This is a genomic window from Paenibacillus ilasis, from assembly GCF_043195395.1.
Lineage (GTDB): Bacteria > Bacillota > Bacilli > Paenibacillales > Paenibacillaceae > Paenibacillus_AQ > Paenibacillus_AQ lautus.
In genome coordinates, this window is record NZ_JBHDJG010000001.1 from 1,797,174 (window position 1) to 1,814,716 (window position 17,543).

A 17,543-nucleotide genomic window follows, 5' to 3' on the forward strand; every position below is an offset into this window, starting at 1 on the left:
ACTTGTTCAGAGTGAATTTAAACCCATCGTCCGCCGCGAAATACAGGTTCAATCGTGCCGTCAGCCAGCATGCCGTCAATGTCCAGCTCAGCCGAACCAATCATGAAGTCAACATGCGTCAGACTGACATTGGCTCCGCGAGCGAGCAGTTCTTCTTTGTTCATCTTGGTACCGCCCTCGATATTGACAGGATAGGCGCTTCCCAGGGCAAAGTGGCACGATGCATTCTCATCGATACCGGTGTTATAGAAGACGCGGTTCAGCTGGGAGATTGGCGAGTCATGCGGTACGAGTGCCATTTCTCCTAGATAAGAGGCACCTTCGTCCGTTTCCAGCAGTGTTGTAAGATGCTCCCGTCCGGATTCGGCTTCATATTCGACAACCTTGCCGTCCTTGAACGTGAGCTTCATGCCTTCCACCAGGCGACCGTTCAAATTAAGCGGAAGCGTACTGGTTACGGTCCCGTTCACGCCTGTACGGTGCGGCATCGTGTAGATTTCTTCGGTCGGCATGTTGGCCACGAAATATACGCCGGCTTCATTCTCGTCACCGCCGCCGAGCCAGAGATACCCCTCTGGCATGTCCACGCGCAGATCCGTTCCCGGCGCACGATAGTGGAAACTCTTATAGCGTTTGGCATTCATGTGATTCTGGCGTTGCTTCAGCTGAGCAATATGATCCCGCCAAGCGGCAACCGGATCTTCGCTACCCACCCGATTCATCTGGAATACCGCATCCCACATCGCTTGAATCCGATCCTCTTCGGGAAGATCCCCGAATACCTTATCGGCCCAGGCACGGGTAGGGGCTTTAATGAGCGACCAGCTGATTTTATTGTTGCGCACATAAACCTGGTATTTCTCGTTAGCTACGGCAGCGGCTTTCACGGCTGTAGATACTTTGGCCGAATCAATGCCGCGGAACAGCTCCGGATCCGGAACCTTAATGCGCAGAATGGCTCCTCCACCTTCAGCCAGCTGCTGCATGGCGTCAGCCTGCCACTGCGGATAATAACCGAAAGAGTCATCGGGTGCTTTCTCGTAGCGAATGCGGGTGATTCGCTCATCATCCCAGTCGACTTGCACATATTTCGCGCCTGCATCGTACGCCTTGGCCACGATGTGGCGTGTCAATTCTACGGTTTCGATTGGAGCATTGACGATCAGCACTTGGCCCGGTTGAACGTTTACGCCAACCTTAACGACCAGCTCCGCGTATTTCTCCAGATTTTTCTCGAAATTGTCCATATGTAGATTTCCTCCATTTCAGATGTACACTTTATTTTAACATGTTAAGTAGGAATGCAGATAACGGATCTAATCCTTGAAATGAACGGCCCCGAGCATGATGACACTCGGGGCTGCGGATGTTGTCAGACAGGGACCTGATTCTTTTTCTTTAGCGTAAGGGAAATTTGCCTTTCAAGCAGTCTTTTCAACTCATGGAGAGCTGCGATCTGACCATCCACATGACTTAACTTCTCTTGGTAAATGGACAGCATTTCCTCGCAATACTCGTAATCATCTGGAGAAGTGACCTCACCTTTGAATAAAGCTCTGATTTGATCCGTCGTTAAACCCAGTTTCAAATACAATTGAATCATCTTAACCCGTTCGATGGCCGATGTGTCGAAATGACGGTAATCATTATCAAGCCTGTCGGCTTCAAGCAGGCCTTTTTGTTCATAATGCCGGATGGAGCGTGCACTGACCTGGCTGATTTGCGATAATTCACTGATCTTCATTCCACATGAACCTCCTTGTTCCTTGCATGAGTTGGATACCCAGATTATACGCTACCAGGTATGTGGGTTGAAAGTGTCTGGGCTTTATTTATATAGTCGAAAAAAAAGAGAAGTAGGGCAAAAAGTGTGACAGTCACCTGTCATATTTTCTGAATTACAATGACAACAGTAATGAAAGAAACTTACTTAGAAGGAGTGTATGAGAACTTGAAGACACAATCAACGAACAAATTACCCATCGTGCTTGCCGGCCTGCTGCTCGGCATATTAATGGCCTCCATGGACAATACCATCGTAGCGACCGCAATGGGGAATATCGTCGGGGAGCTCGGAGGGCTTGATCATTTCGTATGGGTGACCTCCGCTTACATGGTCGCCGAGCTTGCGGGAATGCCGATCTTCGGAAAGCTGTCCGACATGTACGGTCGCAAGAAGTTCTTTGTATTCGGGATGATTGTATTTATGCTGGGTTCCGTGCTGTGCGGTACGGCGAACTCCATTACAGAACTGGCGTTATATCGTGCTGTGCAAGGTATCGGCGGCGGTGCGCTCATCCCGATTGCATTCGCTATAATGTTCGATACGGTTCCCCTTGAAAAGCGGGGTAAGCTCACCGGGTTATTCGGAGCCGTGTTCGGATTATCCAGCATATTCGGACCGCTCGCAGGTGCGTATATTACGGATCATATTACATGGCAGTGGATATTCTATATTAATTTGCCAATCGGCATCGCGGCTTTCATGATGGTTACGCTGTTTTATAAGGAATCGCATGAACGTTCCAAGCAGCCGATTGATTGGATGGGAGCCGCTACGCTCCTGACGGGTGTCATCTGTTTCATGTTTGCTTTAGAGCTTGGCGGCAAGCAGTTGGCGTGGAATTCCTGGATCATTCTGGCATTGTTTGCTATGGCGTTTGTCATGCTGGTTCTCTTCGTGCTTGCGGAGAGAAGGGCGGAGGAACCGATAATCTCGTTTCGTTTGTTCAAGAATAAACTCTATACATCCAGTGTGCTGTGCGGTTTATTTAGCGGAGGATCGTTCATCGTGGCTTCCGTGTATATTCCGATCTTCATTCAAGGCGTACTCGGCGGAAGCGCAACGAACTCGGGGCTCGTCCTGCTGCCCATGATGGTGGGCTCCGTCATCACGGCTACGGTGAGCGGCTTTCTGATGAGTAAAATATCGTATCGCAACATCATGATCCCGACGCTTGTCCTGTTCACGGGAGGGATGGTGCTCGCATCGACGCTTACGTCGGAATCCAGCAGGTTCATCGTAACCCTATATATGGTGCTGATCGGGCTTGGCATCGGCGGATCGTTCTCCGTGCTGGGTACGGCCGTCATGCATGGCTTATCCTATAAACAGCGCGGGATGGCGAGTTCGACTTTCAACTTCACGCGATCGCTTGGAATGACCATTGGAATAACGGTGTTCGGGTTAATACAGAGCCGCTTCTTCACCGGATCCCTGTCACCGGGAGGAATGAACACCAGTGGTCTTCCTGAAGGATTCGATCTGAAGGATCCCCACATTTTATTGGCGCCGGAGACGAGGTCTCTGATTCCATCAGAACTGCTCAAACCGATCTCGGACACCCTCGCTTCCTCTATTGCGGTTACATTTGCCTGGGCAATTGTTCCTGCAGCATTAGCGCTTGCAGCAGCAACGTTAATGGGCCGTAAAAAGTTGGATGAAACAGCGGAGTTAAAGAGGGAGGCCATGGTTGATTCAGAAGAAGAGGGAGAAACTCCGGAAAATGAAAAGCTGGTGATGGTGCCGTAGCGTTTACAGTTCGGTGGCATGATCTGGGGTCAACATATCAAAGATTTGTCCCACAAGCAGATGGCTCATGGGACTGATGGTTCGTCAGTTTGAAAGCTATGTTCTATGAAAACATGGCGGTGCTCAGGATATTATCCTTGCACCGCCATTTCTTGCGTTTCAGTCGGTTGCTCTTAAGAGAAAAAGAGGGCATCCCGCCAGATCCAGGATCTTTTGGGGCACCCCCTGATGGTTAACTCTTAATGGCACCTGCTGCAATATCGGAAATGAATTGCTTGCTGATGAACAGGAACATAACGATCAGCGGAATGACGGCGAGCAGCGTACCGGCAATAACCATCGAATAGTCGGTCGTATATATTCCGTTCAATGAGGAGAGCGCAACCTGTAAGGTGAATTTGTTCTCATCATTTAGAATAATAAGCGGCCACAGGTAGTCATTCCAAACGCCGATGAACGTGAAGGCGGCCAGGAACGAGAGGGCGGGACGCAGAATCGGCAGCGATATATTCCAGTAGAGGCGGAAGAAACCGCAGCCGTCGATTTTGCCGGCATCGAGCAGCTCCGAGGGTACCGACTCCTGCGCATATTGCCTGATCCAGAAGATCCCGAAGGCGTTTACCATTCCCGGAATGATCAACGCTTTATAAGTTCCTACCCATCCGAACTCTACCATAATGACAAACGAGGGCACCAGGGACAACTGGGCAGGCGCCATCATGGTAGCTAGCAGCAGCACAAACAGCCATTTTTTGCCCGGGAATTGGAATTTAGCGAACGTGAATCCGGCCAGGGAATCAAAGAATAAGACTAACAGTGTACAAGCGGAAGCTACGAACAGGGTATTCCAGAAGGCGCCGAAAAAATCGATGCTGCTCAGCACCCTCGACACGTTATCGAGCAAGTGTGGACCGAACCATAGTTTCGGAGGAAAGCTGTAAATATCCGAAGTGGTGCGCGTTGCCATTACAAGCAGCCAATAGAAGGGGAAAATCGACAGCAGCAGTCCGGCGATTAACCCGATGTGAAGGAATATGGATTTCCATTTGAACATACGATTCACCCCCATTTCAGTCATTGGAAGGACTGCCCTGCACCATTTTCCAGTTCACGATGGAGAAGAGTGCAATGAGCAGGAACATTCCCCAGCCGACGGCAGCGCCATATCCGAAATAGTTATTCACGAAGGCTTCACGGTATAGGTAGAGGACGATGGTCATACCGCCGCCGCTGACACCGCCATCGTTGCCGACAAGCACCTGCGGTTCGGTAAAGATCTGCATGCCGCCGATGGTCGAAGTAATAACCGTGAAGAGTATGATGGGCCTTAGATTGGGAATGGTGATCTTGAAAAAGGATTGTATGCCGGAGGCGCCGTCGATCTTGGCGGCTTCGTACAGGACGGTCGGGATGCTCTGCAGCCCGGCAAGATAGATAATGGCGTTATACCCTGCCCATCTCCATATGACCATGACCGAAATGGCGAGCTGTATGCCCCATGTTTTATTCAACCACTCGATAGAGTTCAGGCCGAGCAAGGACAGAATATAGTTGAGCAGGCCGTAATTGTTTGAGAATACGGTACCGAACACGATGGCAACCGCTACGAGTGAGGTAACGTTCGGCAGGAAATAACCGATTCGGAAGAATGTGCGGAATCGGACAAACGATGCGTTAAGCAGGAAGGCAACAACCAGCGCGATAAAGAGCATCGGTATGGTGGAGTAGATCCAGATGAGCAGCGTGTTGCCGACAGCTCTCCAGAATTCCGGATCGGTGAGCATGAATTGGTAGTTGCCCAGCCCGTTAAAGGTCATCTCGCCGATGCCGTCCCATTTCTGAAAGGACAGGAACATCGAGAAGCCGATCGGGAAGAGCCCGAATATGGCAAATAGAATGTAAAAAGGGGAAATCGCCAAATATTCTTTGCGGTGTTTCCATATCTGTGCGGACAGTCTGTCTTGTGATTTCGGATGCTTAGGAACAGGCTTCTGTTCCGCGGGCGTATGATTCAGCATTGGATTATCCATCGTACTGTAACCTCCTCAATCGGTTGGTATTTAAGTACTTATAGCCATCGAGAAACATACAGGTAAGAACCGAAAACGGATCCGGGTTAGCGCAGCAGTTCTTTTTTGACTCTGGCCAGCGCGTCTTCCCAGGCTTTATCAGGATTCTTGCCCTGGAGCGCAACGGATGACAGCTCTCGATTGACAATGCCGTTTACATTAGCGAATTTACCGCCGAAATAAGCAGGTTTGACGTTACGCGCAGATTCCGAGAACACCTCGCCCGTTGCCTGATTCCCGAAAAATTCCTCGGGTTCCTTCATCACGGGGGCATCCAGCGCGTCTTTGGCGGAAGGGAAGAGGTTGATCTTCTTGAAGGATTGAACCTGATTTTCCGGACTCTGAATATATTTCATCACTTCAAATGCTTCTTGCGGATATTTACTCGTTTTCATAATGGCCAGGAAGGAGCCGCCATTGTTGCCGTCCCCGCCAGGGGCGCGTGCTACTCTCCACTTGCCGCTGGTATCCGGCGCTGCCTGCATCAAGATTTCCTTCATCCACACCGCACCCACAAAGGAAGCGACCCGTCCATTGTTCATGGCGGCATTCCATTCGGAGGAGGACGTATTGACGTTGGCGCTTAGCTTCATCTGGGAAGCCTTCACCGCCGTATCCCACGCCGTCTTCATGGAGGACTCGGGAGTTTCGCCGATAAACGTATTGTCCTCGGCAAAATATATGCGTTCAGACTGAGCATTCATTTGCGTGTAAATGTTGGTGATGTTGTCGAGCATTTTTACTTTTTGATCAAAATGCTCCTGCAGCTTCTGCCCGGCTTCAAAGTATTCATCCCAGGTGCCAAGCTGCGCATGGACCTCTTCCGGTTCGGTCGGCAGCCCGGCTTCCCCGAACAAATCGGCCCTGTAGTAAAGAGCCGTTGGCCCTGTATCGATTGGCAGGGCAATCATGGTGCCTTCGGGCGTAACGCCTAGCTTCCATTTCCAATCCAGGAAATCCGGCTCAATGTCCTTTGCGCCCAGCTCATACAGATCGTAGAAACGATCCGAACTCGTAAACAGCTCTGCCACCCAGTCGTTAAAAGCGACGATGTCCGGTCCTCCGGAACCGGCCGCTAGCGTTGTTTTTAACTTCGATTTGAAGTCGCCACCGATTTTTTGCGCATCGATTCGGATCCCCGGAAACTCCTGTTCAACGGATTTAATCAGCTCATCGTCCAGGCTTCGGTTCCAATACCAGAGTGTAAGCGTTTTCGTCTTTTCGGTGGAAACATTTCCAGCGCAACCGCTGATGAGCATAACAAGAATCAGTAACCCCAAGCTAACCATCCTGCGTGTATTCACTATCGTCAGCCTCCTAACGTGGTGAAGTCGGTGATGCTTTAAATCTTATTCAGTTACCAAGCTTGCGTGAGTAAAAATATATGATTACCTTTATAAACATTAGACTAAAAATCGAAACATTCCATATTAAGGAATAATAAATGGACAAACGGTACGCTTTCGGATCACCCTAACTAATTCCATTGAATGAAGCAGCCTCCGGGCTGCTTTTTAATAGAATCCTTTGGGCTCGTTCCAGTGTATAATTGCCTCCTTCCAATGTGCGTTATGTATTGCCGTTGCTGTGGATATACGCATCGCGTGCTCTAATACCCAGCCGACGATGCATGGAATCGGATGACCTCCTTTCTTTGACTTTCATGTATAATAGCTTCAAACTATTCTCAGTATAAGTGAATATTGTATGGAAAATGAAGTGCTAGATTGGTAAATTCAAGGGGATTAGGTGAGGTGAAAAGAGTGAATGACCCGCGTAACCGTCGATTGATGATCCGTTCCTACCGTGAGCTTGGGGGTCACAAGCTCACCGGGAATCTTAGGAATGACGTGGCCAGCTTTCTGCTGAAACACCAATGTCCACAGACAGCAGAGCATGTACTGAAAGTGGGGGAGGAAGCCCGCAGAATTGCTGTTCTCTATGGTGCCGATCCGACCGCTGCTGAATATGCCGGGTATCTTCATGATATTAGCGCCGTTTTTCCAAATCACGTCCGCATTCAGGTATCCCGCGAGATCGGGTTGGATGTATTGCCTGAAGAAGAGCAATTTCCGATGATCATACATCAGAAAATATCAGCATACATGGCCGAGAATATGTTCAAGATTACAGAACAGGAAATTTTAAATGCGGTTGGCTGCCATACAACGTTGAGAGCCAAGGCATCTTTGTTAGACAAGGTATTGTTCGTCGCTGACAAGATCGAGTGGGATCAGAAGGGGACTCCCCCATATTTAAAGGAGATTACGGAGCAGTTGCAAATCTCGTTGGATCATGCCTCATTTGAATATATACAATACTTATGGAAACGGCGTGAATCGCTGAAAGTTGTCCATCCTTGGCTTCGAGACGCATATGATGAATTACGGGATTCACTAAACTACAACCACAGTAATCTGAAATAAACGAAGTTTGGAGGCGGGTTCATTGACGCAAATTGCATTGATCTCCGACATACACGGAAACATCCCTGCCCTGGAGGCCGTTCTGAAGGATATCAAACAGCGCGGAATCGAAACCATTTATTGCCTGGGTGACTTGATTGGCAAAGGCCCGCACGGAGATATCGCGGTTGATATGGTGAGAACCCATTGCCAGCAAGTCATCAAGGGGAACTGGGATGACTTTATAGGTAAGGAAACCGACAATCCGGTCCTCCAATGGCATCAGCATAGACTCGGAAGCGAGAGGCTTCAATATCTTGCCGATCTTCCGTATATTCTTGAGTTCATGATGAGCGGTAAATGGATCCGGTTGTTTCATGCTTCGCCCCGCAGCGTGTACGAGCGGATACAGCCCTGGGATGATCAGGAGCAGCGGGAAACCTTGTTTCACAGTTCCGCGCTGTGCGGGGACCCAAGAATCGCGGATGTCGCCGGTTACGGGGATATTCATAATGCGTATCACCAGCATCTGGACGGGAGAACGCTGTTTAATACCGGCAGCGTCGGCAACCCCCTTGAAATGCCTGACGCCTCCTATGCCATTTTGGAGGGGATCTATGATAGCGAAGATCCTGCTCCTTTCAACATTCAATTTATTCGCGTGCCATACCCTATTGAACAAGCCGTACAGGATGCCTTGGAATCCGGCATGCCTTCCCCTGAGGACTATATTCTTGAGGTTAGAACGGGACGGTATCAAGTAAGAAAAGACTAATGGATGATATCGATTTCTGAAGAGCCGGTGATGCCGGCTCTTTTTTTTAGAGATAAGAAAGTATAAACTTCCAAGGCTTAGCATCCTTATCTCGCAAGAAAAACTTCCGCTACATGCGGTCTGTCTACTGAGAAAGTACGTTGATAGACGTTTTTTTTATGTTAGCAATCACATAAATTTAATTTTACATTATTATCTATTAAAGGATGAAGATGATAGAATAAATAGGAATGAATGTTCTTAAATAGGTCTTAAGAAGGGTAGGGAGCCAGACACAGATTAGATATGATTATGAGTAATGGATAATTACACTGTGCAATGACCAGCAGTGACTTGATTTAGGAGGGTATGAGTTTGGTTGAGATTACAGAGACATGGATCGATTCGCAGGCACCGAATAGTGCAGCCATTAAGAACGGGCAGGGCCTTGTAAAAAAAGGACGGTTCCTGCAGCTGCATCATTCGGAGGACCATGCCGTGCTGTTCGGCACATGTGCAGGCAGCGGAAGCTCCGATTACCAGCCGTCCGCCGATTTTGCGGTGCCGGAGAAACCGGTGATGCGGTGCACTTGCCCGAGCCGGCAGTTTCCGTGCAAGCATGTGCTTGGACTGCTTTATGCGTATGCGGGCGGAGCGGCGTTTACCCCTGCCGAGGTGCCGGAAGATTTGGCTGCCAAGCGGGAGAAAGCGGAGAAGCGGGAAGAGCGTAAGCTCAAAGAAACGGCCGAAGGGGCAGCGCCCAAACCGAAGAAGGTCAACAAATCGGCATTAAAAAAGAAAATCAATGCGCAGCTGGAAGGTCTGGACGTATTGGAGAAGCTGATCCACTCGTTGATCCGGAACGGATTAGGAACATTGGATAAAAAGGAACAAAAGCTGATCCAGGAACATGTAAAGCAGATGGGCAATTATTACTTGTCGGGTGCTCAGTCGGAACTTCGTCGCTTGGCGCTGGTGCTGTTGGACAAAGACCAGGAGAAAGCTTATACATATGCAGTGGAGCAGCTAGCCGTCATGAACGCAATGATTAAAAAAGGCAGACAATATCTGACTTCAAAGCTTGAGGATCCGGAAATGGCGCTGGATCATGAGTCGACGATTGAGGAATGGCTGGGGCATGCCTGGCAGCTGACGGAGCTGCAAAGCTTCGGGCTCGTAAGTGAACAGGCAGAGTTGATACAGCTTTCTTTTCTGAGTTATGCCGACGATGCACGGCTGGAGCATGTGGATACCGGATACTGGCTTCAGAAGGACAGCGGCGAAATTCACCGAACGATCCAGTACCGTCCCTATAAGGCCGCCAAGCTGATGCGTGAGGAAGACAGCTTTTTCGAAAAAGCCCGAGTCCCTGTATTGTACCGTTATCCGGGGGATATGAACCGGCGGGTCCGCTTTGAAGAGATGGCTTCAACTCCGGTGACAGAGGAGGATATGGTTTGGATTCACGAATATGCGGCGGGCTCTTATGCTGACGCAATTAAAAAGGTGAAGAACCAGCTGAAAAATCCGCTCGCTGACAGCCATCCCGTGATGCTGCTTCATGTTTCCCGGATCAGCCGGAACGCCGATGGTCAGTATGCCATCACGGATGAAGCCGGACAGTCGGTTGCGCTTGGTGACGTTTTTTTACAGCCGACGGTACCGATGCTGCGGTATCTGCCGGAGGAGAAGCTGAGCGGTGTCTCCATGCTGGTTATGTTTGAGCACTGCCTGACGACAGGCCGCCTCTTGGCGCAGCCGCTGACCATCATTACGAATCACGAAATCATCCGGCTGTTGTACTGAGCAGGGTAAAGAAGGAGGAACAACCATGAGTACGGCATTACTGCAGGAGCTTAACCAGGAGGTTAGGCGTTTATATATTGCCGGCAGCGAACTCGCGGCAGGCGACTTCCGCCTCAAGAGGCTGCTGCCGCAGTTTCAGCAGCTCGGAGAGCGCGCTCCCGTGTTCAAGAGATTGGGTGAAGGGATCAGCGCTTTAATGGAACCGGAATCCGGGAAGGAGACCCAGTCGGCACAGCTGCTTCAGGATTTGAACCAGCTGCTGAGCTCCGTGCTGCATACCCAAGGAACGACAGCCCCTGAGGGAGAGCTCCACCCGGTAGACCATCATCCGGTTTCACTATCATCCCATTTATCCTTCCGCAAGCTTTCCGCTGTACAGACCGCGTTGACTACAACGGGCGGCGGCCGTTACGAGATCATAGAAGAAGCATGGAAGGAAGGCTTGTTCCGGGATTTCCGTCTGGTATATCTTGCAATTGAAGCTTTGAATGACCCCTATGTCGAGATTGGAGAGCTGGCAGCCAATGAGATTTTGCCAGCGTATGGCCCGGAAATCGTTCCATTTCTGCTGGAAAGCTTTAATCCGGAGGGCGGAAAGCCGGAGTCGCGGAAGCTGAAGGTGATGGCGCAAACCGGCGGCAAGGAAATAGCAGAGCTGATTCGACAAGCGGCCGAGACCGGCAGCGATGAGGTGCGGTGCATGGCGATCAAACTGCTTGCCCGCTACGAAGAGTATGAGGCTGATCTGATGGAATGGAGCAAGAGCAAGAAGAAGGTGATCCGCGAGGCGGCTTATGACGCACTTGCCGAGATGGGTTCGGATCAAGCCGTGGAGCGATTGTATGAAGCCGCTCAAGGAAAAGACAAAGAGCTGGTTAACCCTGCCCTGGGCAAATGCCGTTCCGCCTTGTTGACGGATTGGCTTGTACGAGACATGTCCGCCGAGCTTCAAGCGGTTTCCGAATTTCCGGATGACAAGTCAAAGCTGGAGGAGAGCTGGAGCAAGGTGAAGCGCTGCTTGTGGGCCCTGCACGATAAACAAAGTCCGGCGCTCGAGGAGCTGTACCGGAACGTGCTTCAGCAGTATTCCTTATATATCAAATCTTTGGGCTGGACATACCTTATGAATGAAGCGGTCATTTACATGAATCGCGTGGATTCCGAGGAAGCCAGAGAACTGCTTCGCCAAAACGCGGAGAATGATTTGGAGCAATACAGACATGGCAGCTCTTATGTCCGCGAAGTATTCCAAAAAGCCGCTCGCGTGCTCCCGCCGGACCGCGTATATGAACAATACAAGGACGTTGTGTTAGAAGGCTTCTCCTCCTCGTCACTTGGCAACGCGGCCAAAGAACGAAAAAGGCTTTTGGACACCCTGTCAGATATGGTCATCCATAGGCAGTATAAACCTTATGAGGAAGTTATGCCGTTTACGGGGAAGGAGAGCTATACGTATTACGTGGAAATGCTTCCGCAGGAGCAGCTGCAAGCAAGCTGGGATGACAGATGGCTTGAGCTGTTTATCGAGCAGGATGAGCTTGCGTTGGTGAGCGCTTTCGCCCGCCGGGGACACCACGAAGCCGAGTCGTATTTGCTGGCGAAGCTGAAGAATTCACCGGAATTCCGCAACCGGTTTGCCAATTTGATCATTATGGGGCTTGTACGTTCCGGCATGAAGGATGAAGCGTTATTTGAAGCTATTGTGGTCGCAATGGAGGATAAGCGCAATCAGGACTGCTATATGATTGAACCTTTTATATTTAAGCAGCTTTGCCGATTACCGGCAGGCTATTATGACCGCGTTCAAGCGGTGCTGGGCAACTATCGGGACAGCGCCGAAGATCAGCTTCGTTACATCCTTCGGATGATGAAGGAACAAGAAATTTAAAGGAGTGAAAAGCCCATGGCAGCAGGACAAGAGCAATTACAAGATATCATGCGGCAGCCGGCGGAAATACTGTTCCGTCACGAGCTGGAAGCACTGCGTAAGGAGGATTCCGGGAACATTCCTGCCGGATGGCAGATGTCGCCTCAATCCGTACTCAAATTCATCGTCGGCGGCAAGGCGGGCCAAACGGAAATCACGCCTAAATATATCGGGAACAAGCGGTTGATCGAGATGGCGGTCGCTACCTTGGTAACCGACCGTGCCCTGTTATTAATCGGGGAGCCAGGCACGGCCAAATCCTGGCTGTCCGAAAATCTGGCGGCAGCGATCTACGGAAATTCCGGTCTGGTCGTTCAGGGAACGGCCGGAACGAGTGAAGAGCACGTCCGGTATTCCTGGAACTATGCCATGCTGCTCGCTCAAGGCCCTACACCCGAAGCGCTGGTGCAGAGTCCGATCATGCGGGCGATGGAAGCGGGAGGGATCGCCCGGTTCGAAGAGATTTCCCGCTGTGCCTCGGAGGTACAGGATGCACTCATCTCCATTTTGTCCGAAAAGACGATATCGGTGCCTGAGCTCGGAAAAGAAATGAACGCCCGAAAAGGCTTTTCTATTATCGCTACTGCAAATACAAGAGACCGCGGGGTCAATGAGATGTCAACAGCGCTCAAGCGCCGTTTCAATATTATCGTTCTTCCTGCTCCAGCGGATCTGAGTACCGAAATCGAAATCGTGAAGAAACGGGTGTCCGAGATTGCCGCCTCTTATGATCTGCAGGCTGCTGCTCCCGCAGATGAAGCACTGCTCAAGGTCGTGACGATTTTTCGAGAGCTGCGCAGCGGCATGACCCTGGACAAAAAGGAAAAGGTGAAGTCTCCGGCCGGGGTGATCTCGACGGCTGAAGCGATTTCGCTCCTGACGAACAGCATGGCGCTGGCAGCGAGCTTTGGCAGCGGTGAGCTGACGGATGAGGATTTGGCGGCGGGACTCCAAGGGGCGATTGTGAAGGATGATGATAAAGACCGGCTCGTATGGAAGGAATATCTTGATAATATCATGAAGAAACGCGGAGCGCAGTGGCGTGGCTTATATAACGCATGCAAGGAGATCAACCAGTGAATGCTGCCGGTATACATGTTTTTGGAGTTCGGCATTTGTCGCCCGCCGGTGCGAAGCATGTACTGGATTTTCTGGATGAGATCAATCCTACGGCGGTGCTCATCGAAGGGCCGTCGGATGCAAGCGGGGAAATACGGCATCTGACCCAGGCAACAACAAAGCCGCCGGTTGCTATATTGGCGTTTACCGAAGAACTGCCCGTACGAACGGTTCTGTGGCCTTTTGCGGTATATTCCCCGGAATATCAGGCCATGAGATGGGCGCAGAAGTACGGAGCTTATGCCGCATTTATCGATCTGCCCTCATCTGCTGCCGTCTGTCTGCAGGAGCTGCGCCGCAGCTCCGACGGCGAAGCGGGCGGGGAAGATCTTGAAGGCGAGGATCATGGATCCAGCTCGGGGGCAGTTGAGCCGATGGACGAGAGCCAGCCGGACGAAAAATCCGTATATGAGCGGATTGCCGAGCTTGCCGGCGAATATGATTATGATATGTACTGGGAGCGGAGTTACGAACATAATCTGAGCGAAGGCTCTTACCGGCAATCCATATCGGCTTTTTCCGTGCAGATGCGAGAGCTGTCGGAGGAGAAAGAGCGTCGTGAGGATACTGTGGAATACGCCTACAATGCCGTCCGGGAGTCGTATATGCGCCGTCAGATTGTTGAAGCGATTGCGGCAGGGCATGACCCCGAGCGCATTGTAGTCATTTGCGGGGCTTACCATGCCTCCGCGCTTAGCGATTTGTCCAGCCCGATGAGCGACGAGGAATTGAATCAGCTTCCTTCCCGGATAACCAAGCTTACGCTGATGCCTTATTCCTACTATAAGCTGTCGTCCATTTCCGGTTATGGTGCCGGGAATATCGCTCCCCATTATTTTGAGATGATGTGGGAACGAATGCAGCAGGACGCGCTAGCGGAATTGCCGCATCATTATTTATCCATGGTCGCGGGCTCGATGAGAAAGAATGGTACCCACCGCTCCACGGCAGAGGTGATCGAAGCCGTCCGGTTGGCGGAGTCGCTCGCAGCGCTCCATGGTGGCGGTCTCCCGACACTGCGGGATTTGCGGGATGCGGCCCAGACGCTGCTTGGGCGCGGCGATCTTTCCGTCGTAGCAGAGGAGCTTGCACGAGTGGAGATCGGCACGGCGATCGGCGAGCTGGCCGAAGGCGTCAGCCAGACACCGATCCAGGACGACCTGAACCGCCAGCTGAAAAGGCTAAAGCTTGAGAAGTATAAATCGGTTGTGGCCAACGATTTAATATTGGATTTGCGCGAGAACCGGAGGGTAACCTCGAAAGAGTCCGCATATCTCGATTTGAACCGGTCCTTTTTGTTTCACCGCTTGAAGCTGTTGGGGATTGATTTTGTTAAGGCCAGACCCAGCGGGCAGGAGCAAGGGGCGTGGGCTGAGCACTGGGTTGTGAAATGGACGCCTGAGGTTGAAATTCAGGTTGTCGAATCGACGCTGCTGGGAGAGACGGTAGAGGTAGCCGCTGCTTATAGGCTCCAGCAGAAGCTGGCGGGCTGCAGCTCGATTGACGAAGCCTCTTCGCTCATCCGGATCGCATATGAATGCGGGATGATTCACCAGATGGAAGCAGGTCGGCTGACCCTGCAAAAGCTTGCTGTGGACAGCCGCGATGTCGTACAGATTGCGGCAGCTTCCCGGGAGTTATCCGTTCTGATCCGCTACGGCGGGATCAGGCGGATGAATACAGAGCCGTTAGTACCGCTGCTGCAGCAGCTCTTTATGCGCGCTTGTTTGTTTTTGCTCGATGGCAGCCAGTGCAGCGACGAGGTATCAGGCTCGATGATAACTGCCTTGAATGAACTGAACAGTGTCGCCGTGGAGCACGCGGAGCAGGTGGACGAGGAACTTTGGCTGCAAGAACTCGGGCATTTGTCTGAGAGGGATGACTTGAACGCCCGGTTGTCGGGATATGCGTGTGCGGTATTGATGGAGCGGAATGCGATTTCCGCCCGGCAGTGTGCCGAAGAAGTATCTCGCAGACTATCGCCCGGCATTTCGGCCGATTTGGGTGCTGGATGGTTTGAAGGCTTATCGATGCGGAACCGGTATGCCCTTCTCTCGCGGTTGAGCCTGTGGGAGCAGCTGAATGAATACATCCAATCCCTGGAGGATGATGAATTCACTCGTGCGCTTGTTTTTCTGCGCCGGGCGTTCAGCAGCTTTTCGGCGAAGGAGAAGACCATGATTGCCGAGCTGCTTGGCGAGTTATGGGGCGTGAATGCAGAGCAGGCTGCCGAGATTTTGACCGGTGACCTGAAGGAGGAAGAAGCGAAGATGATCGATGATTTGAATGATTTTGACTTTGAGGATTTTTAGGCGATGAGCTGCATAACGGAACCAAACCAAATATCGCGTTGGCGGCTCATTCTGGGCCAGTCGGCTGAACCTCAGCTAGCGGGCTATAGCGCCGGGGGCATACAGCTGTCGGAGGAAGAAATGATTATGGACCGTGCGCTGGCCGCGATTTATGATAATACGGACGGCGGGGCGGAAGCTGGAAGTGCGTCCGCGGGGCAGCGGGCAGCCGGGCAAGGAAAGTCGGCTCCCCGGCTCGCGCAGTGGCTGGGTGATGTCCGCTCCTTTTTTCCGGAGGACGTGGTGTCCATTATCCAGAATGATGCCATGGAACGAAAGGGATGGAAGCAGCTGCTGTTTGAACCGGAGGTCTTGGCTACGGTCAAGCCGGATATACAGCTGGTTGGCACGCTGCTGTCCCTGAAAGGCAAGATTCCCGAGAAAACCAAGGATACGGCACGCCTGCTGGTGAAGGCGGTTGTGGACGAGCTTGTCCAGCGCCTGCAGGATGATATTCGCAGGGCAGTGACTGGTGCCTTGAACCGCAGGCAGCATACACCGCTTCCTTCGCTCAGCGGTATTGACTGGAAGCGGACGATACAGCGAAATCTGAAAAATTATGATGCGGACCGCAAGCAGATCATTCCGGAGCGTTTTTATTATTTTGACAGAGTAAGACGCAGCAAAGAATGGACCGTCATCGTGGATATCGACCAGAGCGGTTCCATGGCGGAATCCGTGATCTGGGCTTCGGTCATTGGATCCATATTTGCAAGCATACCTTCGCTCGACACCCGTGTGGTTGTATTCGATACGGAAGTCGTTGACTTGACGGAGCAGTGTGCCAATGATCCGGTGGATATGTTATTCGGCATCCAGCTTGGCGGAGGAACGGATATTCATAAATCCGTTGCGTATTGCGAGCAATTTATTGAAGAACCGAAAAAGACTCTGTTTATCATCATTTCGGATCTGTACGAGGGCGGCAATCAAGCCGGGCTGATCCGGCGAATGCGTGAATTACGGGAAGCGGGAGTCAAGACGATGTGTCTCCTCGCATTATCCGAGGAGGGAAAACCGTTCTATGATGAGCAGGTAGCCAGGTCACTGTCGAGAGACGGAACACCTTGCTTTGCATGCACTCCTGCGCTTCTTCCGCAGCTGGTGGAAGGAGCCCTTAAAGGGCAGGATTTGGCGGAACTTGCGAAGCGGTTAGGCACCAAGGGGATTTAAACCGAAAGCTTAAATAAGAGCTTCATGGATGGCTAATTAAACCATAAAAACCCGAATGACTGTAAAATAATACACCTAAAAAGACCTCACGGACGATCCTGTAAACAACGGATGATCCGTGAGGTCTTCTACTTATTGTTGGTTCTCGGAGCTATGACCAGCGTTTGGTTGCTGCTGCTGTTTAAACACCTCGGCTGCTTCTTCGGCAGAGATCTCGGTGTCAAATTCACCTGGAATCGGCATTTTGTTCAATTTTGTGGTTTGTACTTCTGCTTTTGTCGGTTCGTTACGGTTATGGTTTTGGTTTTGTTGGCTCATGTGGGTGGCACCTCCTTATTAAAGTACGACTTCTGTATTTTGCCAACCATTCCCTAAAATTATGCAGATAACAGCATGGACGCTTGGTA

The 17,543-nt window shown here is 51.2% G+C and carries 14 protein-coding genes; 8 read left to right on the plus strand and 6 right to left on the minus strand.

All coding sequences use genetic code 11. The annotated features are described in order from the left end of the window. Nucleotides 1-17: 17 nt before the first annotated feature. Nucleotides 18-1,247 (minus strand): aminopeptidase, encoded by a 1,230-nt coding sequence (locus tag ACETK5_RS08495; RefSeq protein WP_394055082.1) that lies wholly within the window; start codon nucleotides 1,245-1,247, stop codon nucleotides 18-20. Between the two features lie 125 nt (nucleotides 1,248-1,372). Beyond that, a complete protein-coding gene (locus ACETK5_RS08500; RefSeq protein WP_100537782.1) occupies nucleotides 1,373-1,744 on the minus strand; it encodes a MerR family transcriptional regulator in 372 nt (123 codons plus the stop codon). Between the two features lie 207 nt (nucleotides 1,745-1,951). On the opposite strand from ACETK5_RS08500, the gene ACETK5_RS08505 reads away from it, so the two are divergent. Beyond that, entirely contained in the window at nucleotides 1,952-3,532 is a 1,581-nt protein-coding gene (locus tag ACETK5_RS08505; protein ID WP_100537781.1) for an MDR family MFS transporter, read from the plus strand. A gap of 232 nt (nucleotides 3,533-3,764) precedes the next feature. On the opposite strand, the gene ACETK5_RS08510 is transcribed toward ACETK5_RS08505, so the two are convergent. The 3 genes from ACETK5_RS08510 to ACETK5_RS08520 all read right to left on the minus strand — a co-directional run bounded on the left by ACETK5_RS08510 (nucleotide 3,765) and on the right by ACETK5_RS08520 (nucleotide 6,905). Continuing rightward, the gene (locus ACETK5_RS08510; RefSeq protein WP_394055084.1) at nucleotides 3,765-4,586 is read right to left on the minus strand and encodes a carbohydrate ABC transporter permease; all 822 of its coding nucleotides are present in this window, start codon (nucleotides 4,584-4,586) and stop codon (nucleotides 3,765-3,767) included. Nucleotides 4,587-4,602: 16 nt separating this feature from the next. Next, nucleotides 4,603-5,562 carry a carbohydrate ABC transporter permease gene (locus ACETK5_RS08515; RefSeq protein ID WP_100537779.1) on the minus strand — a complete coding sequence of 320 codons (960 nt, stop codon included), beginning with the start codon at nucleotides 5,560-5,562 and terminating at the stop codon, nucleotides 4,603-4,605. A gap of 86 nt (nucleotides 5,563-5,648) precedes the next feature. Continuing rightward, on the minus strand, nucleotides 5,649-6,905 hold the full coding sequence (locus tag ACETK5_RS08520) for an ABC transporter substrate-binding protein (protein WP_100537778.1): 1,257 nt from the start codon (nucleotides 6,903-6,905) through the stop codon (nucleotides 5,649-5,651). A gap of 486 nt (nucleotides 6,906-7,391) precedes the next feature. On the opposite strand from ACETK5_RS08520, the gene yqeK reads away from it, so the two are divergent. The 7 genes from yqeK (at nucleotide 7,392) to ACETK5_RS08555 (ending at nucleotide 17,136) form a co-directional block, all read left to right on the plus strand. Beyond that, complete coding sequence (gene yqeK, locus ACETK5_RS08525; RefSeq protein WP_394057363.1) at nucleotides 7,392-8,027, plus strand: bis(5'-nucleosyl)-tetraphosphatase (symmetrical) YqeK; 636 nt, start codon at nucleotides 7,392-7,394, stop codon at nucleotides 8,025-8,027. Between the two features lie 22 nt (nucleotides 8,028-8,049). Beyond that, nucleotides 8,050-8,781 carry a metallophosphoesterase family protein gene (locus tag ACETK5_RS08530; RefSeq protein WP_394055086.1) on the plus strand — a complete coding sequence of 244 codons (732 nt, stop codon included), beginning with the start codon at nucleotides 8,050-8,052 and terminating at the stop codon, nucleotides 8,779-8,781. Between the two features lie 354 nt (nucleotides 8,782-9,135). Next, nucleotides 9,136-10,566, plus strand: coding sequence for an SWIM zinc finger family protein (locus ACETK5_RS08535; protein WP_394055088.1), 1,431 nt, complete (start codon nucleotides 9,136-9,138; stop codon nucleotides 10,564-10,566). Nucleotides 10,567-10,591: 25 nt separating this feature from the next. Then, nucleotides 10,592-12,454 carry a HEAT repeat domain-containing protein gene (locus ACETK5_RS08540; RefSeq protein WP_394055090.1) on the plus strand — a complete coding sequence of 621 codons (1,863 nt, stop codon included), beginning with the start codon at nucleotides 10,592-10,594 and terminating at the stop codon, nucleotides 12,452-12,454. A gap of 15 nt (nucleotides 12,455-12,469) precedes the next feature. After that, a complete protein-coding gene (locus tag ACETK5_RS08545) occupies nucleotides 12,470-13,573 on the plus strand; it encodes an ATP-binding protein (RefSeq protein ID WP_326120293.1) in 1,104 nt (367 codons plus the stop codon). Next, a complete protein-coding gene (locus tag ACETK5_RS08550; protein WP_394055092.1) occupies nucleotides 13,552-15,924 on the plus strand; it encodes a DUF5682 family protein in 2,373 nt (790 codons plus the stop codon). Before ACETK5_RS08545 ends, ACETK5_RS08550 begins: the two co-directional genes overlap by 22 nt. 3 nt (nucleotides 15,925-15,927) lie before the next feature. Further along, nucleotides 15,928-17,136: a VWA domain-containing protein gene (locus ACETK5_RS08555; protein WP_394055094.1), complete on the plus strand. Its 1,209-nt coding sequence runs from the start codon at nucleotides 15,928-15,930 to the stop codon at nucleotides 17,134-17,136. A gap of 132 nt (nucleotides 17,137-17,268) precedes the next feature. Here the strand turns inward: ACETK5_RS08555 and ACETK5_RS08560 are convergent, their stop codons facing one another. After that, nucleotides 17,269-17,454: a hypothetical protein gene (locus ACETK5_RS08560; RefSeq protein WP_394055096.1), complete on the minus strand. Its 186-nt coding sequence runs from the start codon at nucleotides 17,452-17,454 to the stop codon at nucleotides 17,269-17,271. Nucleotides 17,455-17,543 lie beyond the last annotated feature (89 nt).

Coding starts and splice junctions, on each gene's coding strand:
- ACETK5_RS08495 (WP_394055082.1), bottom strand. CDS start 1,247: ATGGACAATTTCGAGAAAAATCTGGAGAAATACGCGGAGCTGGTCGTT.
- ACETK5_RS08500 (WP_100537782.1), bottom strand. CDS start 1,744: ATGAAGATCAGTGAATTATCGCAAATCAGCCAGGTCAGTGCACGCTCC.
- ACETK5_RS08510 (WP_394055084.1), bottom strand. CDS start 4,586: ATGTTCAAATGGAAATCCATATTCCTTCACATCGGGTTAATCGCCGGA.
- ACETK5_RS08515 (WP_100537779.1), bottom strand. CDS start 5,562: ATGGATAATCCAATGCTGAATCATACGCCCGCGGAACAGAAGCCTGTT.
- yqeK (WP_394057363.1), top strand. CDS start 7,392: ATGATCCGTTCCTACCGTGAGCTTGGGGGTCACAAGCTCACCGGGAAT.
- ACETK5_RS08540 (WP_394055090.1), top strand. CDS start 10,592: ATGAGTACGGCATTACTGCAGGAGCTTAACCAGGAGGTTAGGCGTTTA.
- ACETK5_RS08545 (WP_326120293.1), top strand. CDS start 12,470: ATGGCAGCAGGACAAGAGCAATTACAAGATATCATGCGGCAGCCGGCG.
- ACETK5_RS08550 (WP_394055092.1), top strand. CDS start 13,552: ATGCAAGGAGATCAACCAGTGAATGCTGCCGGTATACATGTTTTTGGA.
- ACETK5_RS08555 (WP_394055094.1), top strand. CDS start 15,928: ATGAGCTGCATAACGGAACCAAACCAAATATCGCGTTGGCGGCTCATT.
- ACETK5_RS08560 (WP_394055096.1), bottom strand. CDS start 17,454: ATGAGCCAACAAAACCAAAACCATAACCGTAACGAACCGACAAAAGCA.